At 45.3% G+C, this 17680-nt stretch carries 19 protein-coding genes and 2 riboswitches; of the genes, 9 read left to right on the top strand and 10 right to left on the bottom strand.

Going from position 1 to position 17680, the window contains the following annotated elements:
* On the top strand, positions 1–126 hold the full coding sequence (locus BK127_RS44545) for a YjcZ family sporulation protein (RefSeq protein WP_218639044.1): 126 nt from the start codon (positions 1–3) through the stop codon (positions 124–126).
* A gap of 106 nt (positions 127–232) precedes the next feature.
* On the opposite strand, the gene BK127_RS27035 is transcribed toward BK127_RS44545, so the two are convergent.
* Positions 233–871 (bottom strand): CAP domain-containing protein, encoded by a 639-nt coding sequence (locus BK127_RS27035; protein ID WP_076234967.1) that lies wholly within the window; start codon positions 869–871, stop codon positions 233–235.
* 8 nt (positions 872–879) lie between these two features.
* A riboswitch (cyclic di-AMP (ydaO/yuaA leader) is annotated at positions 880–1012 on the bottom strand.
* A 223-nt stretch (positions 1013–1235) separates the two neighbouring features.
* On the opposite strand from BK127_RS27035, the gene BK127_RS27025 reads away from it, so the two are divergent.
* The 5 genes from BK127_RS27025 (at position 1236) to cydC (ending at position 8070) form a co-directional block, all read left to right on the top strand.
* Entirely contained in the window at positions 1236–1952 is a 717-nt protein-coding gene (locus BK127_RS27025) for a response regulator transcription factor (protein WP_076234853.1), read from the top strand.
* Positions 1953–2134: 182 nt separating this feature from the next.
* Positions 2135–3538, top strand: a complete 1404-nt coding sequence (locus tag BK127_RS27020) for a cytochrome ubiquinol oxidase subunit I (protein WP_076234850.1) — start codon at positions 2135–2137, stop codon at positions 3536–3538.
* The gene (cydB, locus tag BK127_RS27015) at positions 3522–4538 is read left to right on the top strand and encodes a cytochrome d ubiquinol oxidase subunit II (RefSeq protein WP_076234848.1); all 1017 of its coding nucleotides are present in this window, start codon (positions 3522–3524) and stop codon (positions 4536–4538) included. The genes BK127_RS27020 and cydB overlap by 17 nt, the downstream gene beginning before the upstream one ends.
* A gap of 41 nt (positions 4539–4579) precedes the next feature.
* Entirely contained in the window at positions 4580–6274 is a 1695-nt protein-coding gene (cydD, locus tag BK127_RS27010; protein WP_305954327.1) for a thiol reductant ABC exporter subunit CydD, read from the top strand.
* A complete protein-coding gene (gene cydC, locus BK127_RS27005) occupies positions 6271–8070 on the top strand; it encodes a thiol reductant ABC exporter subunit CydC (RefSeq protein WP_256711470.1) in 1800 nt (599 codons plus the stop codon). Before cydD ends, cydC begins: the two co-directional genes overlap by 4 nt.
* 49 nt (positions 8071–8119) lie before the next feature.
* On the opposite strand, the gene BK127_RS27000 is transcribed toward cydC, so the two are convergent.
* A complete protein-coding gene (locus BK127_RS27000; RefSeq protein WP_076234842.1) occupies positions 8120–8782 on the bottom strand; it encodes a response regulator in 663 nt (220 codons plus the stop codon).
* A 221-nt stretch (positions 8783–9003) separates the two neighbouring features.
* Here BK127_RS27000 and BK127_RS26995 point away from each other — a divergent pair, with 221 nt between their 5' ends.
* Together BK127_RS26995 and BK127_RS26990 are read left to right on the top strand one after the other, a co-directional pair.
* Positions 9004–9369: a c-type cytochrome gene (locus BK127_RS26995; RefSeq protein WP_076234839.1), complete on the top strand. Its 366-nt coding sequence runs from the start codon at positions 9004–9006 to the stop codon at positions 9367–9369.
* Between the two features lie 21 nt (positions 9370–9390).
* Entirely contained in the window at positions 9391–10008 is a 618-nt protein-coding gene (locus tag BK127_RS26990; protein WP_083689615.1) for an SCO family protein, read from the top strand.
* A gap of 52 nt (positions 10009–10060) precedes the next feature.
* On the opposite strand, the gene BK127_RS26985 is transcribed toward BK127_RS26990, so the two are convergent.
* The 4 genes from BK127_RS26985 to blaOXA all read right to left on the bottom strand — a co-directional run bounded on the left by BK127_RS26985 (position 10061) and on the right by blaOXA (position 12638).
* A complete protein-coding gene (locus tag BK127_RS26985; protein ID WP_083689614.1) occupies positions 10061–10390 on the bottom strand; it encodes a hypothetical protein in 330 nt (109 codons plus the stop codon).
* A 278-nt stretch (positions 10391–10668) separates the two neighbouring features.
* Positions 10669–11076 carry an NUDIX hydrolase gene (locus tag BK127_RS26980; protein WP_076234833.1) on the bottom strand — a complete coding sequence of 136 codons (408 nt, stop codon included), beginning with the start codon at positions 11074–11076 and terminating at the stop codon, positions 10669–10671.
* Positions 11077–11099: 23 nt separating this feature from the next.
* Positions 11100–11828 carry an FHA domain-containing protein gene (locus BK127_RS26975; RefSeq protein WP_076234831.1) on the bottom strand — a complete coding sequence of 243 codons (729 nt, stop codon included), beginning with the start codon at positions 11826–11828 and terminating at the stop codon, positions 11100–11102.
* 24 nt (positions 11829–11852) lie between these two features.
* On the bottom strand, positions 11853–12638 hold the full coding sequence (gene blaOXA, locus BK127_RS26970) for a class D beta-lactamase (protein ID WP_256711474.1): 786 nt from the start codon (positions 12636–12638) through the stop codon (positions 11853–11855).
* 359 nt (positions 12639–12997) lie between these two features.
* Between blaOXA and BK127_RS26965 the strand changes: the two genes are divergently transcribed.
* Positions 12998–14059, top strand: a complete 1062-nt coding sequence (locus BK127_RS26965; RefSeq protein WP_076234828.1) for a copper amine oxidase N-terminal domain-containing protein — start codon at positions 12998–13000, stop codon at positions 14057–14059.
* A gap of 137 nt (positions 14060–14196) precedes the next feature.
* Here the strand turns inward: BK127_RS26965 and BK127_RS26960 are convergent, their stop codons facing one another.
* The 4 genes from BK127_RS26960 to BK127_RS26945 all read right to left on the bottom strand — a co-directional run bounded on the left by BK127_RS26960 (position 14197) and on the right by BK127_RS26945 (position 17667).
* Entirely contained in the window at positions 14197–14994 is a 798-nt protein-coding gene (locus tag BK127_RS26960; RefSeq protein WP_076234826.1) for a protein-glutamine gamma-glutamyltransferase, read from the bottom strand.
* A 179-nt stretch (positions 14995–15173) separates the two neighbouring features.
* Entirely contained in the window at positions 15174–16127 is a 954-nt protein-coding gene (locus BK127_RS26955) for an EamA family transporter (protein ID WP_076234823.1), read from the bottom strand.
* A 74-nt stretch (positions 16128–16201) separates the two neighbouring features.
* Positions 16202–16301: riboswitch (purine riboswitch) on the bottom strand.
* Between the two features lie 86 nt (positions 16302–16387).
* On the bottom strand, positions 16388–16951 hold the full coding sequence (locus BK127_RS26950; RefSeq protein ID WP_076234820.1) for an LOG family protein: 564 nt from the start codon (positions 16949–16951) through the stop codon (positions 16388–16390).
* A 59-nt stretch (positions 16952–17010) separates the two neighbouring features.
* Positions 17011–17667: a GNAT family N-acetyltransferase gene (locus BK127_RS26945; RefSeq protein ID WP_076234817.1), complete on the bottom strand. Its 657-nt coding sequence runs from the start codon at positions 17665–17667 to the stop codon at positions 17011–17013.
* Positions 17668–17680 lie beyond the last annotated feature (13 nt).

Below are 17680 nucleotides of genomic sequence, written 5' to 3'. Positions count from 1 at the left end.
ATGGGATATTTAGGCGGAGCTGGCGTAGGTTGTGGAAGCTGTGCAGGTTTGGGTCTGGGAACTAGCACAGGTGTAATTCTTGTTTTATTCATTCTGCTTGTTATTATTTTGAGAACATTCATCTAACATGAACTGTTAATATCCTGATATAGTCAAAAAGACAGTAACCCGAAGGGAAATGGATTCCTTAATCGGTTACTGTCTTTTTTCAGAGCGACGCCTGCATACAAGCTTAATTCGCAATAAACTCCTGAACCCACTCGCCGTTATAATAAGCTACGCCAATTTTCGTATAATTAGGGCTCAAAATATTTTGTCGATGCCCTGCGCTGTTCATCCAGGCAGTCATCACATCCTGTGGAGTCTTCTGACCCATAGCAATATTTTCACCTGCATACGTATATCGGATACCATACGATTTCATCATGTTAAAGGGGGAGCCATAGGTAGGAGAGGTATGATCAAAATAATGATTGTTATACATATCCTTCGCTTTATCCAATGCCATAGCCGACAAAGCACTGTCGCTTGCCAACGTCTTCAAGCCTGCTTTTGTACGTTCCTGATTGACCAAAGTTACCACTTGACTCGCAAAGGTGGAGGTGACTGTTGAGTTGCCTGTTCCCTGCGGAGCTGGTGCACTTGAGCTTGTTCCAGGGATATTCAATACCAGTCCTGGCCAAATATTATTGGTATTGGTTACCTGTGGATTGGCTTGAACAAGGGAGCTTAAGCTAATCCCATACTTCTTGGCTATCGTCCACATCGTATCGTTGCCTGTTACCGAATACGGTGCAGCCGAAACAGCCGTGGCTCCAATAATCGTGCCCAAGGCAAGTAAACCGGTTAATACGGACTTCTTCAAAAACATTGCAAACATCCTCTCTTTTTTAAGGCCTACGAGGTTAGCTGACGGGTTCGGGTCAAAGAGCAAGCGCCCGGCCATGAATAGGCTTCACCCCAAAGATTGGGTCCCCCATGCCTCTTGTGGAAGCTTCGGCCTGTTTATGATTCTCTCAAAATACCAATTTGCACAGCTTAAAGCTAGAAATGGTTTAAGAGAGTTTCATTTTAACATGGGATTTGCTAATGATCACTGCACAAAGTTTTCCATCATATTTGAATTCACAAAGCCTTCATGCTTTGTTCACCTTTCCGTTATTGAAATAGCTCAATGTAGTCATGCCTTTGTGAAAAATGATAGATACAATAAAAGGCAGGTGAGGTGATAATAGATGACAAGCAAATACAGAGTATTGGTCGCCGATGACGAAGAACGTATACGCACAATCGTACGCATGTATCTGGAGAAAGACGGAGCTTGTGTTGAGGAATCCGACAATGGCAACGATGCTTTGCATAAAGCGGTGGATAACGATTATGACATCATTGTGTTGGATTGGATGATGCCTGGTCTGAGCGGGCTAGAAATTTGTCAAATGGTCAAGCAAGTAAAAACTACTCCCCTGCTTATGCTTACCGCCAAGGATAATGAAGACGATACGATCCATGCCTTCAAAGCTGGGGTTGATGATTATGTGACCAAACCTTTTAGTCCAAGGGAATTCACATGCCGAATTCAAGCTATCCTTAAACGGACACAACCCGGCAAATTCTGGTCTGCCACCCAATCACCCGGAAACAGATTTATGCTGCCCCATCTTCTTATCGAGCATGATGCCCGCAGAGTACTGGCAGATGGACGCGAGATATCCTTAACTCTCCGGGAGTATGAGCTGCTGCGATATTTAGTGATGAACGAAGGAATAACCTGCACAAGAGACAAGCTTTTTCGTGATGTGTGGGGCTATGAAGATCATGGGGATCATCGCACTGTAGATTCTCATGTTAAGCGAGTTCGCGAAAAATTACAGGCTGTGTCCCCTGCTGCTGCTGCCATGATTGGGACTGTCTGGGGTATCGGTTATCGTCTGAAGGCTTCGAATATTTAAAACGGCTTCTGCATAGTGAACAATTGGGGCGAGACATTCATAGCGTTGTCTTCTTTCCCCTTTTTGTGTAAGCTACTATGTGATTTAAATCACATACCTTTTACAAGGAATCTGGCATGATTAGAGCAAGAAATTCGCGAAATCTGAAACCCAATCTTTTGAAGAAAGTGAGGACAGTGACTATGGATTTAATCATGCTTGCACGCACGCAGTTTGCTTCAACAACTATTTTTCATTTTTTCTTTGTCCCTGTTTCCATTGGTCTCGCTCTGCTTATTGCTATTATGGAAACCATCTATGTGGTTAAAGGACGGGAAGAGTACAAGAAGATGGCTCAATTCTGGGGTAAGCTCTTTTTGATCAATTTTGCCATCGGGATTGTCACAGGTATATTGCAGGAGTTCCAGTTCGGCATGAACTGGTCCAATTACTCCCGCTTCGTAGGTGATGTGTTTGGAGCTCCGCTAGCCATTGAGGCATTGCTTGCTTTCTTTATGGAATCTACCTTCATTGGACTATGGATCTTTGGTTGGGATCGCCTCTCGCCCAAGCTTCATCTGCTCTGCATCTGGCTGGTTACGCTGGGCACGTCAATGTCAGCGTTCTGGATATTGGCCGCCAATTCATTCATGCAGCGCCCTGTCGGCTTTACCATCGCTAATGGAAGGGCTGAGATGAATGACATATTTGCCCTCTTAGGAAACGGACAATTATGGGTCGAGTTCCCGCATACCTTGCTTGGAGCATTTGCAACCGGAGCTTTTCTGGTTACAGGCATCAGCGCATGGAAGCTGCTTAAAGGGCAGGACATGTCATTCTTCCGCAAATCGTTTCAAATTGCTGCATTAGTAGGCATGATTGCCTCCATTGGCGTTGCCTTGTTTGGTCACCAGCAAGCCCAATATCTGGTCAAAACCCAGCCAATGAAAATGGCTGCCAGCGAAGGCTTATGGGGCAAAAGCGGAGACCCTGCTGCCTGGACGGTTATTGCGAATATTGACCCGGACAAACAGACCAACAGCGGCGAAATCAAAATCCCTTATTTGCTCAGCTATTTGTCACACAGCCAATTTCATGGTGAAGTGAAGGGTATGCAAGAGCTGCAGGCTCAATACACAGAACAGTACGGACCAGGAAACTATATTCCGCCGGTACGCACGACCTTCTGGAGCTTCCGAATTATGGTGGCTGCCGGATCAACGATGATAGTTCTCGGGATGTATGCCGTTTATTTGTGGATACGCAATAAAATGACAAAGCCTGCTGCCTGGTTTATGCGATTAATGATAGCCGGTATATCCCTGCCGTTTATCGCCAATACCGCAGGGTGGATTATGACCGAGATTGGACGCCAACCGTGGACGGTCTTTGGGCTCATGCGGACCGAAGACGGGATTTCCCCAAGCGTAACCGCCGGCCAGGTACTATTTTCCTTGATCTCATTTACTGCCATTTATTCGGTGCTTGCCATAATAATGGTTGTGTTATTTGTTCGTATTATTAAAAAGGGACCTTTTGATTCGGCCAAGTCGGCTCATGAATCAAATGATCCTTATGAGGAGGGGTATCATGCTGTCATTAAATGAGCTATGGTTTGTACTGGTTGCGGTATTATTCATAGGTTTCTTTTTCCTGGAGGGGTTTGATTTTGGAGTCGGGATGTCCACCTCACTGCTTGCCCGCACCGATATGGAGCGCCGCGTATTAATTAACTCCATCGGTCCATTCTGGGACGGCAATGAGGTGTGGCTGATTACAGCAGGAGGAGCTATGTTCGCGGCTTTCCCCCACTGGTACGCGACGATGTTCAGCGGCTATTATACTGCACTTGTCCTCGTGCTTCTCGCCTTGATTGGACGCGGAGTCGCCTTCGAATTCAGAGGCAAGCTGGACAGCTACAAGTGGAAACGAACATGGGATATCGTCATTTTTTTGGGCAGTCTCCTCCCGCCTCTCCTGCTGGGCGTTGCCTTTTCGGGTATGATCAAGGGCGTTCCAATCGGCAGCGATATGGAGATGAGGGCAGGTTTTCTTGACATCGTTAACGGCTATACACTGCTTGGCGGGATTTGTGTCGTGGCGCTTTGCCAGCTGCACGGACTATTGTTCATCACTTTGCGCACCACGGGTGATCTGCAGGTACGGGCACGTGGACTGGCGAAAAAATTGCTTCCGTTTGCTGCGATATTGCTCATTGTGTTCGCCATCATGACCTACGGCATGACCGATCTGTTCGAGCAGCACGGCGCTTTGTTAGCTTTAACTGCTGCGCTCGGCTCATTAGCTTACTTACTCTCCGGCTTGTTTATAAGCCTCAAGAAGGATGGATGGGCATTCGGGATGACTGGAGCTGTCATAGGATTGTCCGTCGCTTCGGTTTTTATTGGCCTATTCCCACGTGTCATGATCAGCTCTATCGATAGCGCGTTCAGCTTAACGATTCATAATGCCGCATCAGGAGCTTATTCGCTTAAGATTATGGCCATAGTTTCTTTATCGCTTCTGCCCTTTGTCCTCGGCTATCAGATTTGGAGCTACTTTGTTTTCCATAAGCGTATTCATGAAAAGGATCATCTGGAATACTGATGGGCCGCGAGCTCATGCTGTTCAAGGGAATAAGGGCTGTCTTGAGCATCATAACGGTTTTCACACTGATTCAATGCTGCTGTATCATCGTCGCTGCCCAAGCATTGGCTGAGGTCATCTCTGAATTGTTCGCAGGTACTCCCATAGAAACCCAAGCAGGCAAGTTCCTGATATTCGCTATTGCTTATATAGTCCGCCATCTGATGGCTTTCCTGCAGCAGCGGACTGCGCAGCGTTATGCCGCAGTGACAAGCACTACGATGAGACAAAGCTTGATTAATAAGCTTTTTCAATTGGGTCCAAGGTTTGCGGCAGTTCGAGGTACAGGCAGCCTGACAACACTTGTACTTGAAGGCATGACACAATTTCGCAGCTATGTGGAGCTCGTCATTCCGCGCATGGTCGGCGTATCGATTGTACCGGCTGTCCTTCTTATTTATATAGCGTTACAGGATGCTCCAAGTGGAATAATACTAGCTGTAACGATGCCTATTGTGATCGTATTTATGATTTTGATTGGGCTTGCAGCTAAAAGTCAGGTGGAGAAGCAGCAGGACTCCTACCGGGGATTATCGAACCATTTTGTGGATTCACTACGAGGTATGGAAACTTTAAAATTTCTTGGAATAAGCCATGACCATGCTTTAACCATAACCAAAGTTAGTGATCGGTTCACAACGGCAACGATGCGAACACTCCGAACAGCTTTTTTATCCTCCTTCGCCCTTGACTTTATTACAATGCTGTCCGTGGCGTCAGTTGCCGTAAGTCTGGGATTACGGCTTGTGAACGGATCTATCTTACTGGCACCTGCACTCACCGTATTAATCCTGGCACCTGAATACTTTCTTCCTGTTCGGTTGCTTGGGTCGGATTACCATGCCACTCTGAATGGCAAAGAAGCCGGTTCAGCTATGACGTCCATTCTACAGCTTCCATCCCAGGCACTGCCCTCCATGGACTCAAAGGAACAAGTGTCCGCTGCCTGGAATCAAGCAAGCCGTCTGACCCTTTCGTCGGTTGGAGTAAAGCACAATGAGGCGTCCCCCTGCTCTCTCGAAGCAATTTCTTTGGAAATTAGCGGCTACCGTAAGGTTGCCGTCATCGGTGAGACAGGTGCAGGAAAATCGACCTTGATTGAAGTCATAGGCGGTTTATTGACCCCTTCTACCGGGCAACTCTCTTGGAATGGCTGCAATTTGGCAGACGGACTCAATCATGAGGCGTGGCGCATGGAAACGGTCTATATGCCGCAGCATCCCTATTTGTTCAGCAGTTCCATGATAGATAATATTCGGTTCTATAGGCCCGAGGCTACATGGGAAGAGGTTGAGCAGGCGGCCATCCAAGCTGGTTTAAAAGGCTGTATCGATCGCTTGCCCAATGGCCTGCATGAGCTAATTGGCGGCGGTGGACGGCAGCTGAGCGGCGGACAGGCGCAGCGTGTCGCACTCGCAAGAGCTTTTTTGAGCCATAGACCTGTGCTTTTATTGGATGAACCCACTGCGCATTTGGACATTGAAACTGAGTACGAGCTCAAAGAAACCATGCTGCCCTTGTTTGACAACAAGCTCGTTGTGCTAGCCACCCACAGGCTGCACTGGATGCCAGATATGGATCAAATCCTTGTACTGGAGCATGGTAGGCTGGCTGAGGTCGGGACTCACAAGCAATTGCTTGCCCAGCAGGGCTTATACTACAGAATGATGCTGTCCCAGCTGGAGGAGGTACTATGAAGCAAAGTTCAATGAAGCAAGGTAATGTTAAGCAAGATGCTACAAAGGAACGATGGCTGTCCCCTTATTTGCGGCCTTTTGTCGGGTCATTTTTATTAATCATCGGATTAGGTGTTTCCACACTTGCTGCATCTGCTGCATTAACCTTTACTTCCGGCTACCTGATCTCGAAAGCGGCGCTGCGGCCAGAAAATATTTTAATGGTTTATGTCCCGATTGTTGCTGTCCGTACTTTTGGAATCAGCAAGGCCGTTCTCCATTATGTCGAGCGTTTGGCTGGTCACCATGCCGTATTGCGCATTCTGTCCTTAATGCGCGTGAGGTTGTACCGGATGATTGAGCCACATGCGTTGAATTTCTTCGCTAAATTCCGCACGGGCGATCTCCTCGGACTATTAGCCGATGATATTGAGCAGCTTCAGCATTTGTATTTGCGCACCTTATTTCCAAGTGCAGCTGCGCTGATTTTATATGGCGTCATTATTGCTCTTCTCGGGACGATGGACATGAGCTTTGCCTTCCTGATCATGATATATTTGGGGTCTCTTCTGTTTGCCATGCCCTTGATTTCGTTACTGCTCACGAATAAGCGACAGAAGCAACTGCAGCATCGCCGTGGTCAGCTGTATCAGAAACTAACCGATGCCATTGTGGGCATGGCAGATTGGACCGGAAGCGGCAGACAAAGCGATTTTATCGAGAGCTACGAGGTGGATGAACGATTCGCAACCGATGCCGATCAAGCAATACGGCGGTGGGAACGCTGGAGAACCTTTATCGGTCAATGTATCGCAGGGATTGCTCTGTTATCCGTTGTGATATGGGCCAATAACCAGGTTAACGGGCACCACATTCCCGTTACATGGTTGGCTGCTTTGGTACTGGTCGTATACCCGGTTATGGATATTTTTCTGTCTGTAATGTCATTAGCAGATAAGCTTCCCCAATATAAGAATTCATTGGTACGTCTTCAAGCTATTGACGAGAGCATGCCTCCATCTTCTGCTGACGTGAATGGGACCGTACAATCGGTGAATGGGCAGCCTGCGAGCCTGGACACTATTCATATTCAGTTGAACAACATCAGCTTTCGATATGATCAGGCAGATGCATGGATAGTGAAGGATCTAAGTCTCGACATTCCACAGGGCAAGAAAATCGCTATCATCGGTCGCAGTGGAGCCGGTAAATCCACCTTGCTCAAGCTGCTGCTTGGGTCTATATCGCCCAACAACGGTATCGTCACCGTAAACGGACTTGAAATCAATAGCTTAGCCCAACCCTTGCAGCGATATATCGCTGTTCTCAACCAGAATCCATACTTATTCGATACAACAGTAACTAATAATATTCGACTTAGCAATAAAACAGCCAATAACCAGCAGCTGCAGCAGGTAATGGAACAGGCAAAGCTGACAAGTCTTCTTCAAGAGCTGCCCTTGGGCGAACGGACAATGATGCATGAAGCAGGCAAACGCTTTTCCGGGGGCGAACGCCAGCGCGTAGCACTTGCTCGCATTTTGCTGCAGCCATGCCCTGTTGTTCTTCTGGATGAACCAACTCTGGGTCTGGACCCTAGAACAGAGAAGGATCTGCTCTCCACTGTATTTCATGCTTTGGAAGGGAAATCGATTGTTTGGGTAACCCATCATCTGGTTGGAATCGAACGTATGGACGAAATTATATGTATGGAGGATGGGGAAATTACGATGCGCGGAACCCATCATCAGCTCATTGAAAGTAGCCAAAGATACAGGAAGCTGTACGCTCTTGACAAACCCTCTTTATACGCTTAAGCGGGATCATCCCAGACCTGGTCATTGGGTCGGTCTCGCTTATTTTCTTTTAGAACCTTCCCTTAAACCAGCCCTTATCGTATGCATACCTCATCAGTTGAACCCGGTTTTCCAAATGAAGCTTGTGCAAAATATTTTTTAGGTGATTTTTGACAGTATGCTCCGAAATACCCAAAGTTACTGCGATATCGCGGTTGCCGCTCCCCTTGGCCACACATTCCAATATTTCCTTTTCCCGTCCGGTTAACGGAGATGGCTCGGTGAGCGTTCTATTCGTTCGATTGAAGGTTGAAAACTCTTTAAGCAGCCGCAGCGCTACCTCACGGGACATCGGCGCTTCGTCGATTGCGACAGCATGAAGATATTCATGCCAGGAGGTTGGATGCAAATTTTTGAGCAAATAACCTTGTGCTCCTTTTTTGATAGCCTCAAACAAATCAGTAATGTCATCGGAAACGGTAACCATCACGATTTTCACGTACGGAAATCTTTCTTTGATCAGCTTGGTAGCTCCAAGACCATCCAGCTTCGGCATGTTAATATCCATCAAAATGAGGTCAGGCATCCATACTTCGGCCAGAGCCACTGCTTCCTCTCCGTTCAAGGCCTCACAGACTATATCGAATCTCGAATCCACCTGAATGATTTCCCGCATAGCTTGACGTGCGTGCTCGTGGTCATCAACCAGCATGATACGAATGGGTTGAATCATACCTTTTCCTCTTTCCAATTCATAATCGTGTCATCCTACTCCTACTTCATCTAAACATATTTCCTTGGAAAAACCTATGACTCAGAAGGGCCATTTAATAGTATGAAGGTATGGTCAGCAATAGGAACATGACTCCAAAGTGCTATATACAAGCATTCCAACAACATGCTAAGCTACCCGTGAAAAACTTTGAGCATCCAAACTCTAAGGAGGAGTCAACTATGTATAAATGGACGATGGCAGGAATTTTAGGAATTGCATGTTTGTTAGGTGTGGGGGTACTGTTCACGGATATTAATAGTCGTCAGGGTGGGGCCAAACAAGAGGTGACCGCTCCCAAGATGCCAGAAGCTCCAATGAATGCACAGGCGGCCGAGACTATTTACAAGCAATCGTGCATCGCCTGTCATGGAACCGATCTGGAAGGGAAAATGGGGCCAAATCTTCAAAAGATTGGCGGTAAAATGACGGATCAACAGCTTTTTAAATTAGTACAAAACGGCCGGGGCGGCATGCCAGCATTTAAAAGCTCACTGAAGGATGAAGACATCGCCAATGTTGCCCGCTGGTTGGCAGAGAAAAAATAATCGATCTGGAAAGAGGCTCGTATGCAACCATTTGTTCATAAATATGGATTCAAGCTGTTGGTAACGCTCATGCTGGCGGGTATGGTCGTTTCCGTATTTTTCTGGATCAATCGAAGTTCCACATTGCCTGTGATCAAACAGGCCCCTAATTTTACATTGAACAAACTGGATGGGCACAAATTTAATATGAGCGATTCCAACGGCAAGGTGCGTTTAGTCGAATTTATGTTCACCAGCTGTCCGGACATTTGTCCCCTGACGACCTACAATATGGTGAAGCTGCAGGAGGACCTTAAAAAGAACAACCAGTGGGGAGACCAGGTGCAATTCTTGTCGGTCACCTTCGACCCTGTCAAGGATACTCCCGAAGTGTTCCAACAGTATGGAGATCGTATGCGAATGGACTACAGCGGTTGGACCCTTCTGACCGGAACAGAAGCGGAAACAGCCGATGTTGCTAAAAGTTTTGGCGTGCTTGTACAGAAAATGCCCGATGGCCAGTTCATGCACACGGTTACGTCCTTATTTTTGATTGATGGCAGCGGCAACATACGTAAAATATTCGCGATGGGCGAACAAATGGATAACCAGGAAATATTACAATCGATCCGACAGCTAACCTCATCAACATCGAAATAGTTTCTTCCACACCAGAATATAGCAGAGAATCGTTCCGATCCTCTGCTTGGACTTACCAGTTCCAGCTGCTCTCTTTGAGTCCGATTTGTTCCAGACATGCAAGTAATATAGATTTATGAACAGCTGTAATTGATTGTTCGGTACAGGCTGAATCCGCAATGTATTCAAGCTCCTTTGCCTTTTTCAAGGTTGAGTCGGACAGATTGTTCGAAACCACTGCCTGATTAAAACACGGAGGTGAAATAAAGACTCGGTTGGATCGCTCCAGAATAAGTCGTGTATGATCGGGAGGAGTAACTTCAACCTGGACGATCATTGAGATCACAATTGCAGCGACGAGGATACTGGCTCCAACAACATATCGCTTGAAATAAGTATTCATTAATCAGTGATCCCCAGCTCAGCCTCTGTCGCTTCATAACCCAAACCATAGACCCAGCTATCCGGGTACTGTGGACAAACTGTCGTTTTCTGCATATGCTGCACCTTCCTTTGCCGAATTACTTGCACCTTACTACTTTACAAGATACAACCGATAAGTTGTATGACTACAAAGAGCTATTTCCGATAATGAAATATATGAATTGTTGAAAATTGGAAGTCAATTTCATTTTCAGGTGCAGTTGAATGCGTTATCAACTTGCCTCATAATAATTGTAATTAAAATTCTATATAAAATGGTTGTAACTCAGCTCTTAAACAATATTCAATCCGCTGCCTAAAATTCTTCCACGTCACCATACTCAACCCTTCCTCTATTGGAAAATATCTAGTATCTAAGCTTTCATTCGTTATTGTTAACTGTCCTCCAATTGGTCTTGCTAAAAACAATGTATTGACAATTGATCTCTCTACATTTTGAAATACTCCACAAAATCTTATGATCTCAACAACAACTCCTGATTCTTCCTTAGTTTCTCTGATTGCAGCGTTGTGTAATGACTCTCCTTCTTCAACTTGTCCTCCTGGCATTTCCCAGCCTCTTCTTGGCCCCTTGATAAGCAATATTTCATTATTATCATTAATCACGATTGTCGCAGCAGATACAATGTGTTTGGGAGGAATCATATAGTGAACAGTCCTTTCAAATGTTATTCTTTATAGCCGCGCAGCTTGGGCAGCATCTGCTGCAAATCCAGCATGTACCCGTAGCGGGGCACGGAAATAATATATTTGCCGTATTTAGCCAGTTTCTTACGCAATCGATACACCAAGGTATTGACTTCCTCGCGACCCACATCAGGAACATCATCGATTCCATTCGCAGCTCTTTCAGGCCATATGTTCATCCGGATTTCATCATAGCTGACAGCGGTGTTAGCCATTTGATACAGCAGGCCAAATAGCTCGGTATCCTTACTGGATAAGTAAATTTGCACACCGTCAATGATAATCTCCCTTCGGTCCATATTAACAAGCAGGCCATCATGTTCTTCCCTGTTATCCTCGGTCGGAAGCGGAAATTCCTGTGTATCCCCGACACGCTTTTCGTTATTATTATGAAAAGTAAGCTCCGCAACTCCTCTAGCCAGGCTGATGATATCGCCATCATGGAGCAAAAAAGGTTTGTTATTACCAATGACCGTATGATTAACCCGGGTTCCATGCTTGCTCATTAGATCGATAATAAAGAAACGATCATTTTCAACAACAACGACAGCATGCCTTCTGGATATATAAGAGCTGGCAAAATGGATGTCCGGGACCACCCGTTCCCACACACGCCCGATAACCGTCTCCTGTTTGACCAGATAACACGGATTATCCTGCTTGGCAGTTTCGCCCTGATTGATAGTCATATACACATCTTGATCGAACATTTTGCTTAACTCCTTTACGAACCCTTACTTATTAGGCTCAATAATCCTGTATTCCTTTAATATATCGGTCGCCAGATCCTTTATCTTTTGCGGTGCAACCGTTCCTTGTCCATCTATATTGGCGGCAAAAACATACGTGTGATAATTACTTTCGACAAAACCTACAAACCATCCTGCTGGAGGATTATTCCTTGTTCCCGTTTTTCCGAAAAGTGTATAGTTATCGCCTTCCTCTTGAATCAGCATGCGTTTGACTGTCTTCATATGTTTTTTGTCAAAAGGAAGCTTTTCCTGAACCAAACGACTGAGGAACTCCATTTCTTCCAAAGGTGAAATTTGTAACGAGCTATTCAACCAAAATGTATCAATGCCTGCGGAAATGTCTTTGTTACCGTAGTTGAGCTTATTTAACCATTCCTGCATACGTTCCTTGCCAATATCTCGTGCCATAGCCTGATAATACCACACCGCCGAAGCTCGCATAGCCGATCCCAAGGTATGATCTTTATTCCATTCCCCTCTGGATCTCTTCACCCCATCCCAGCGTTTTACCTCATATTCGTCTTGGACCACTCCAACCTGCAGCCCGATTAAAGCATTAACAATTTTAAAAGTTGACTCCGGAGGCTGAGGTTTCCGAGCCCGTTCTTCGTTATATATAAACGTTTGATTCGTAAGCATATCCCGCATAACAAAGGTTCCCTTATTATGGGGAAAGTACTTGTCAACCTGCATGTTAGAAATGTCCAACGGTTCGGTCTGCGGCTTGTTTCCTTGATCCGCTTCTTCCTGTTTCAAATTCGTATCCACAGCAGTTGGACTGGAACACCCAGCAACTAATGCCCAGAAAATCAGCAGACCCGTCGCGACAACATGTTTGTTTTTTTTCAAAAATGATTCCCCCCCTATACTGATAGTTAATGAAGTTGATATCCGTGTAAGTGCCTAATGGAATGAATATAATGGAATGAGGAACCATATGAAATAGACAATCGATAGCAACTTGCTGACAATTTCGTCAAACTGTACAGTTTGGAAGCAGAGTGTGATTTCCAATCACTTGCAACATTTCAGACTACCTGCACGTTAACAATTATAGAGAACGACCAAACAAGGAGCTTCATGGTTCCTATCCTACTCAAACACTCAACAGGAGGTATTACCACATCATGAAACAATTTAAAGTATTAGGCTCTGTCATTGCTGGCTTCCTTATAGCAGCCAACGTCGTATCCGCAGCTCCAAATGAGCCAGCACCCGTGAAACCAATGCCGATTTCTGCTTCCATTCCGCAGGATTCCTACGGGGGTCTGAAATTTAATCTCGTTATCAATGGAAAAGGATTTGCACCAGAAGAAGCTTCACTATATGTTGGACCCAATAATCAAATTATGGTACCCATCCGCGCTGCTGCCGAAGCTCTTGGCTACAAGCTGACCTGGACGCAGGACACGCAGTCACTGGAGCTCGTCAAAGACAATCAGTGGATGTCCCTTCAAATTGGACAAGACAAATACAGCTTTGCCAAAATGTACATTCCGCTCGAGGTGACTCCTGAGCTAACGAACGAGAAAACCTATGTACCGTTGTCCTACTTCGAGAAGGTGATGAAGCTGCAAGTTATGGCCAGCCCATCGGGTACGATTACGATCAGTTCCAACAATCAGGGCAGTGAAGAAGCCGCTTCGGCTACAACCAAGCAAGGAACCATCACGAGCATCACTTATAGTGAAAAAGGTGGAGAAATCGGCCTCAATGGTTACGCTCACGGTGTTCGACTGAACATTTCCGATGAGACGGAAATCGTATCTGCAGATAACCAGAAGCTAAAGCTTGCTGACCTGCAGCTTGGCATGTCCATTACTGCTGAGCACAGTCTGGTGATGGCTATGAGCATGCCGCCGATGACTAATGCCAAGAAAATTATCGTAACAGATACACGTCCCGCTCAACAAACCTTAGGCACCACGGGAGTGATTGAAGAAATAACCGCTTCCGATGGCGGCACAACGCGTCTTGTGATCAAAGGCGATAAGCTTAACGACAGCTCCTTCGAGACGATCGTACTGAACGTTTCAAGCTCCACGCCGATTATTGGCACGAAAGATAATCAACCCATTGCCTTAGATCAGTTGAAACAGGGCGATAAAGTGTATGCATTCTATGGCCCTACCTTGACGAAAAGTTTGCCTCCAATCGGCCAAGCAGTCAAAATCGTTGTAGAGAACTGAGTTGGTTAAGTCACTCGTATCTTGCTAAATAAAGCTGGTCCACAGCCGCTGCATCGTCATTTCACATACAAAAGCTTCTGAAGCCTTGATGTGCGAAATACATCGATCAGCGTAGCTCGGGCCAGCTTTTTCACTATTCAGGTATTCAATATATAAGATCTCGCTCCTACCTTTGCGATAATTAGCTTTCTACGATCGCTGGTGATAATCCGCCAAAGATAGGAAAAGTCTAGCTGATCGAACCGATCCGCCAAGGATGCGGATTGAAAGCTCCCAGGCTTTCTGGATTTGTTCAGGCCCTCAACGATTTCATCACTAGTCTTGATTCCAAGACCGTGTCCGTAATAGAGATCCTGCCCCAGCAGGATGGCGTTTTCCCCTCTCCACCAAGGAGTCGCTGGATCAAAATCAGGGTTTTGAAAATAAAGAATATCTCCCGCCACAGCTTCCATTGGATTCATCCTGTCATTCAAGCGTAAATTACTGTTGAAGTGCCAATCATATAACATAAGATCTGAGAACAGCATATCAAATTGTTGGGGACCGATGGATTCCAATACCGCTTTATACAATACGATAGTCACAGCCGTTGCACACTCAAACGCATACAAGCGTCCATTGTTAAAAATATCTCTTATCCCCTCATGAGGGGTTACTCCACTTTTCAGTTGAAACCCTCCGTTTTCGATACGATCCCAATATACAGGATTACATCGGGAATGTTCAAAGTCGGAAAATTGGACACCGCTCTCATTGAGCAGGCGTGCGGATTCTACGATATGGGAACGCACCCCCAGTTCAAACAAAAGACCCGCGACGGAATCGTATCGATATTGGAAGGAACTGCCTTTCATTGCCTGGTACATGCTTCTTTCCAACGCGGAAAGCTTACTATCATCGAAGTCAGTCTCGCTGTTACCCGCGATTATGATCATGGGCTTTTCCTCCTATCACATCATTAGTTAGGCGTTTGTTCTATTTTATGGGAGTTCGCTTAATACGTGCTTAATGAAGCGCGAGTTGGTGGCACAACGGTCGAAACCGTTGAATAATCACACAAAGAAGGCAAGCTCCTATGTAAAGGAACTTGCCTTAATCAAGACGATCATGATCATTAGGAATCGAGGCTGGAAACGGTATAATTGTCGCCCTGTCGCCTGATTCTTTTGAATACCTCGGGAAGTGCAACACCAAGCATAACTAATGCAACACCAATCCACTGAAGTACACTTACATGTTCATGCAGGACGACGGCAGATAAAAAGACCGCAACAGGAAGCTCAGAAGCACCGAGAATGCCAGTCATACCTTCTCCGATATGAGGAACTCCAACTGCAAACAGTACGGGTGGCAGGAAAGCACCGAATAGCCCGAGCATAAATCCGAATAGAAGCAGATTCCCCAATAGAAGTCCGTTGATCAGAAAATAAGGAGGGAACAAAATAAACACAAGCAGCATGCCACCTGTGATCATCCAACCGCTGCGGTATGCCGGATGTACGGAAGGTATCGCTTTACCGCTAAGCAAAATGAACAATGAATAGCTCACCGCGGATAGCAGCCCCAAAGCGACACCGATCCAGTTAAATCTGGACATCCCCTGCTCTACGATGCCAGCAGCCAGCAACGTGCCGCCGAACAAGATAACTAGCGTGAGAAGCACAATCCCATTTGGACGTTTTCGATGGCTTATAGCGTGAATCAGTACACCAATCCAGGTAAACTGGAATAGTAAAATGATAGCCAAAGAATTCGGGATGTACCTTAAGGATTCGTAATACAGCAGTCCCGTTATAGCCGTAGGAGTTCCGGCAGCCATAAGGAACAATCGCTGCTTCCAAGTCAGCTTGGGGTTAGCAGTGGAGGCTTTTCCTGATCTCGATCCCAGCCTGCTTTTTTCCCGCCACTTCGTGAGCAGCATGAATCCCCAGGCCAGAATACAACCGACCAGCAGTTGGCTGCCTACCACTTCTCCAAGCTCGTAGCCTTCTCCGTAAGCAGTAACAACAATTGTTGAAAGAATGCCGTAACAGATGGCACCCATTAAAACAGATAACAAATATTTCATTTCTATGATGTCCTCCCTTGCTTCACGCAATCCACGAGAAAGCAAAAAACTTCCTAACTACGAATATAGAATCATCGAAGATGTCCTATATTCGTAGTTAGGAAGTTAAGGCTTCCTGTAGAGACCCTCACCCTAATGTCGTGAGGTTATACGAATGAATAATGAGTGATGAGTTAAACAATACATTGAATATTACATGCTGCGTTAGCTATTGTCAATAGGAGAACGCATGTAACTAAGGTTAATCCTATGGTGCAGACTTACCACTTGTTTATATACTCTGCTTTAAAGTTCTTGAGCTGTTCGATTAATAATGTAGGGTCATTGTCAATAACTATTAAATTTTTATACGCTTCTTTTACAAATCCTTGTTCAATCATATGATCAAAAAGCGATAAAATCGGTGTGTAATAATTATTAATATTCAACAAGGCACATGGTTTGTTATGGTACCCTAGCTGTGCCCATGTAAAGACTTCAAACCATTCTTCCAAAGTGCCTGTTCCACCCGGAAGTGCGATAAAACCATCCGCATACTGTGCCATTAGAGCCTTTCTTTCATGCATAGTATCGACGATATGCAGTTCTGTAAGATGCTCATGTGCAATCTCAACATTAGCCAGCTTTTTGGGTATGACCCCTATCACCTTGCCACCAGATTCCATAACCGCATCAGCTACAGCACCCATACAGCCAACTGCTGCGCCTCCGTATACAAGATCCAGCCCATTCGCAGCCAAAGCTTGACCCAATTTCCTTGCTTCCTCCATATAAATAGGGTCAATGCCTGTACTTGAACCACAATACACAGCTAATGTTTTCATAACCTTGTCTCCGCTTCTCTCTAAAATTATTTATAATATCCTATCCTACTATATAGACATTAAACTCTTATACTAAAATCCATTCCAAATTGAATTAACCCCAATTTCTGGGCTACTCGCTGTGAACTCAAGTTGTCCCATGAAGTACTATAAATAGGGAGTAGTCCTTGTTTAAAAATTTCATCACTCCATTTATGTACAACTTTCTGTCCAATTCCCTTTCCCCTATAGGGTTCTATCGTCATCAAACCCGCTTCTGCTGCTTGGCTTGATATACGTGCACTACAACAAACAGAAACAGCTTCATCATTGATGATATATGCTGCTATAGGCATTCGTTCTTCCAGCTCACCTAATAGTTCACTAAAATGCTGGAGCAACAAATTCTTATTGGATTCATCAATAAGAGTAATTTCACTTTCAGAAATGAACATGTTGTCCTGGTTAAATGTAAAAGCGGGTCCTATCCATATGTCTTTTACTGGCTTGTATTTCTCAATTATCCTACATAGATTCAAGACATGAATGGACTCCAATGTGTGTTGTTGAATCTCTTCAACAATGGATTGTGGCAGATCGGTATGAAAATAAGTACTAATGGATTCCCTCGTTCTACCAATAAAAACTGCCGTTACGCTAGTCTGATTACGTTCATTGATACCGATTATTTTGTTTTTCTCATTGAGTACGTACAAAGTCGCCGCTTGTATGTTCATTAATTCATTGTCA

Source organism: Paenibacillus sp. FSL H7-0331 (genome assembly GCF_001956045.1).
This window is presented reverse-complemented; position numbering and strand designations above follow the sequence as displayed.

What these genes read in the sequence shown, in the direction of transcription:
- BK127_RS44545 (WP_218639044.1), top strand. Translation starts at nt 1, where the DNA reads ATGGGATATTTAGGCGGAGCTGGCGTAGGTTGTGGAAGCTGTGCAGGT.
- BK127_RS27035 (WP_076234967.1), bottom strand. Translation starts at nt 871, where the DNA reads ATGTTTTTGAAGAAGTCCGTATTAACCGGTTTACTTGCCTTGGGCACG.
- BK127_RS27025 (WP_076234853.1), top strand. Translation starts at nt 1,236, where the DNA reads ATGACAAGCAAATACAGAGTATTGGTCGCCGATGACGAAGAACGTATA.
- BK127_RS27020 (WP_076234850.1), top strand. Translation starts at nt 2,135, where the DNA reads ATGGATTTAATCATGCTTGCACGCACGCAGTTTGCTTCAACAACTATT.
- cydB (WP_076234848.1), top strand. Translation starts at nt 3,522, where the DNA reads ATGCTGTCATTAAATGAGCTATGGTTTGTACTGGTTGCGGTATTATTC.
- cydC (WP_256711470.1), top strand. Translation starts at nt 6,271, where the DNA reads ATGAAGCAAAGTTCAATGAAGCAAGGTAATGTTAAGCAAGATGCTACA.
- BK127_RS27000 (WP_076234842.1), bottom strand. Translation starts at nt 8,782, where the DNA reads ATGATTCAACCCATTCGTATCATGCTGGTTGATGACCACGAGCACGCA.
- BK127_RS26995 (WP_076234839.1), top strand. Translation starts at nt 9,004, where the DNA reads ATGTATAAATGGACGATGGCAGGAATTTTAGGAATTGCATGTTTGTTA.
- BK127_RS26990 (WP_083689615.1), top strand. Translation starts at nt 9,391, where the DNA reads ATGCAACCATTTGTTCATAAATATGGATTCAAGCTGTTGGTAACGCTC.
- BK127_RS26985 (WP_083689614.1), bottom strand. Translation starts at nt 10,390, where the DNA reads ATGAATACTTATTTCAAGCGATATGTTGTTGGAGCCAGTATCCTCGTC.
- BK127_RS26980 (WP_076234833.1), bottom strand. Translation starts at nt 11,076, where the DNA reads ATGATTCCTCCCAAACACATTGTATCTGCTGCGACAATCGTGATTAAT.
- BK127_RS26975 (WP_076234831.1), bottom strand. Translation starts at nt 11,828, where the DNA reads ATGTTCGATCAAGATGTGTATATGACTATCAATCAGGGCGAAACTGCC.
- BK127_RS26965 (WP_076234828.1), top strand. Translation starts at nt 12,998, where the DNA reads ATGAAACAATTTAAAGTATTAGGCTCTGTCATTGCTGGCTTCCTTATA.
- BK127_RS26960 (WP_076234826.1), bottom strand. Translation starts at nt 14,994, where the DNA reads ATGATCATAATCGCGGGTAACAGCGAGACTGACTTCGATGATAGTAAG.
- BK127_RS26955 (WP_076234823.1), bottom strand. Translation starts at nt 16,127, where the DNA reads ATGAAATATTTGTTATCTGTTTTAATGGGTGCCATCTGTTACGGCATT.
- BK127_RS26950 (WP_076234820.1), bottom strand. Translation starts at nt 16,951, where the DNA reads ATGAAAACATTAGCTGTGTATTGTGGTTCAAGTACAGGCATTGACCCT.
- BK127_RS26945 (WP_076234817.1), bottom strand. Translation starts at nt 17,667, where the DNA reads ATGAACATACAAGCGGCGACTTTGTACGTACTCAATGAGAAAAACAAA.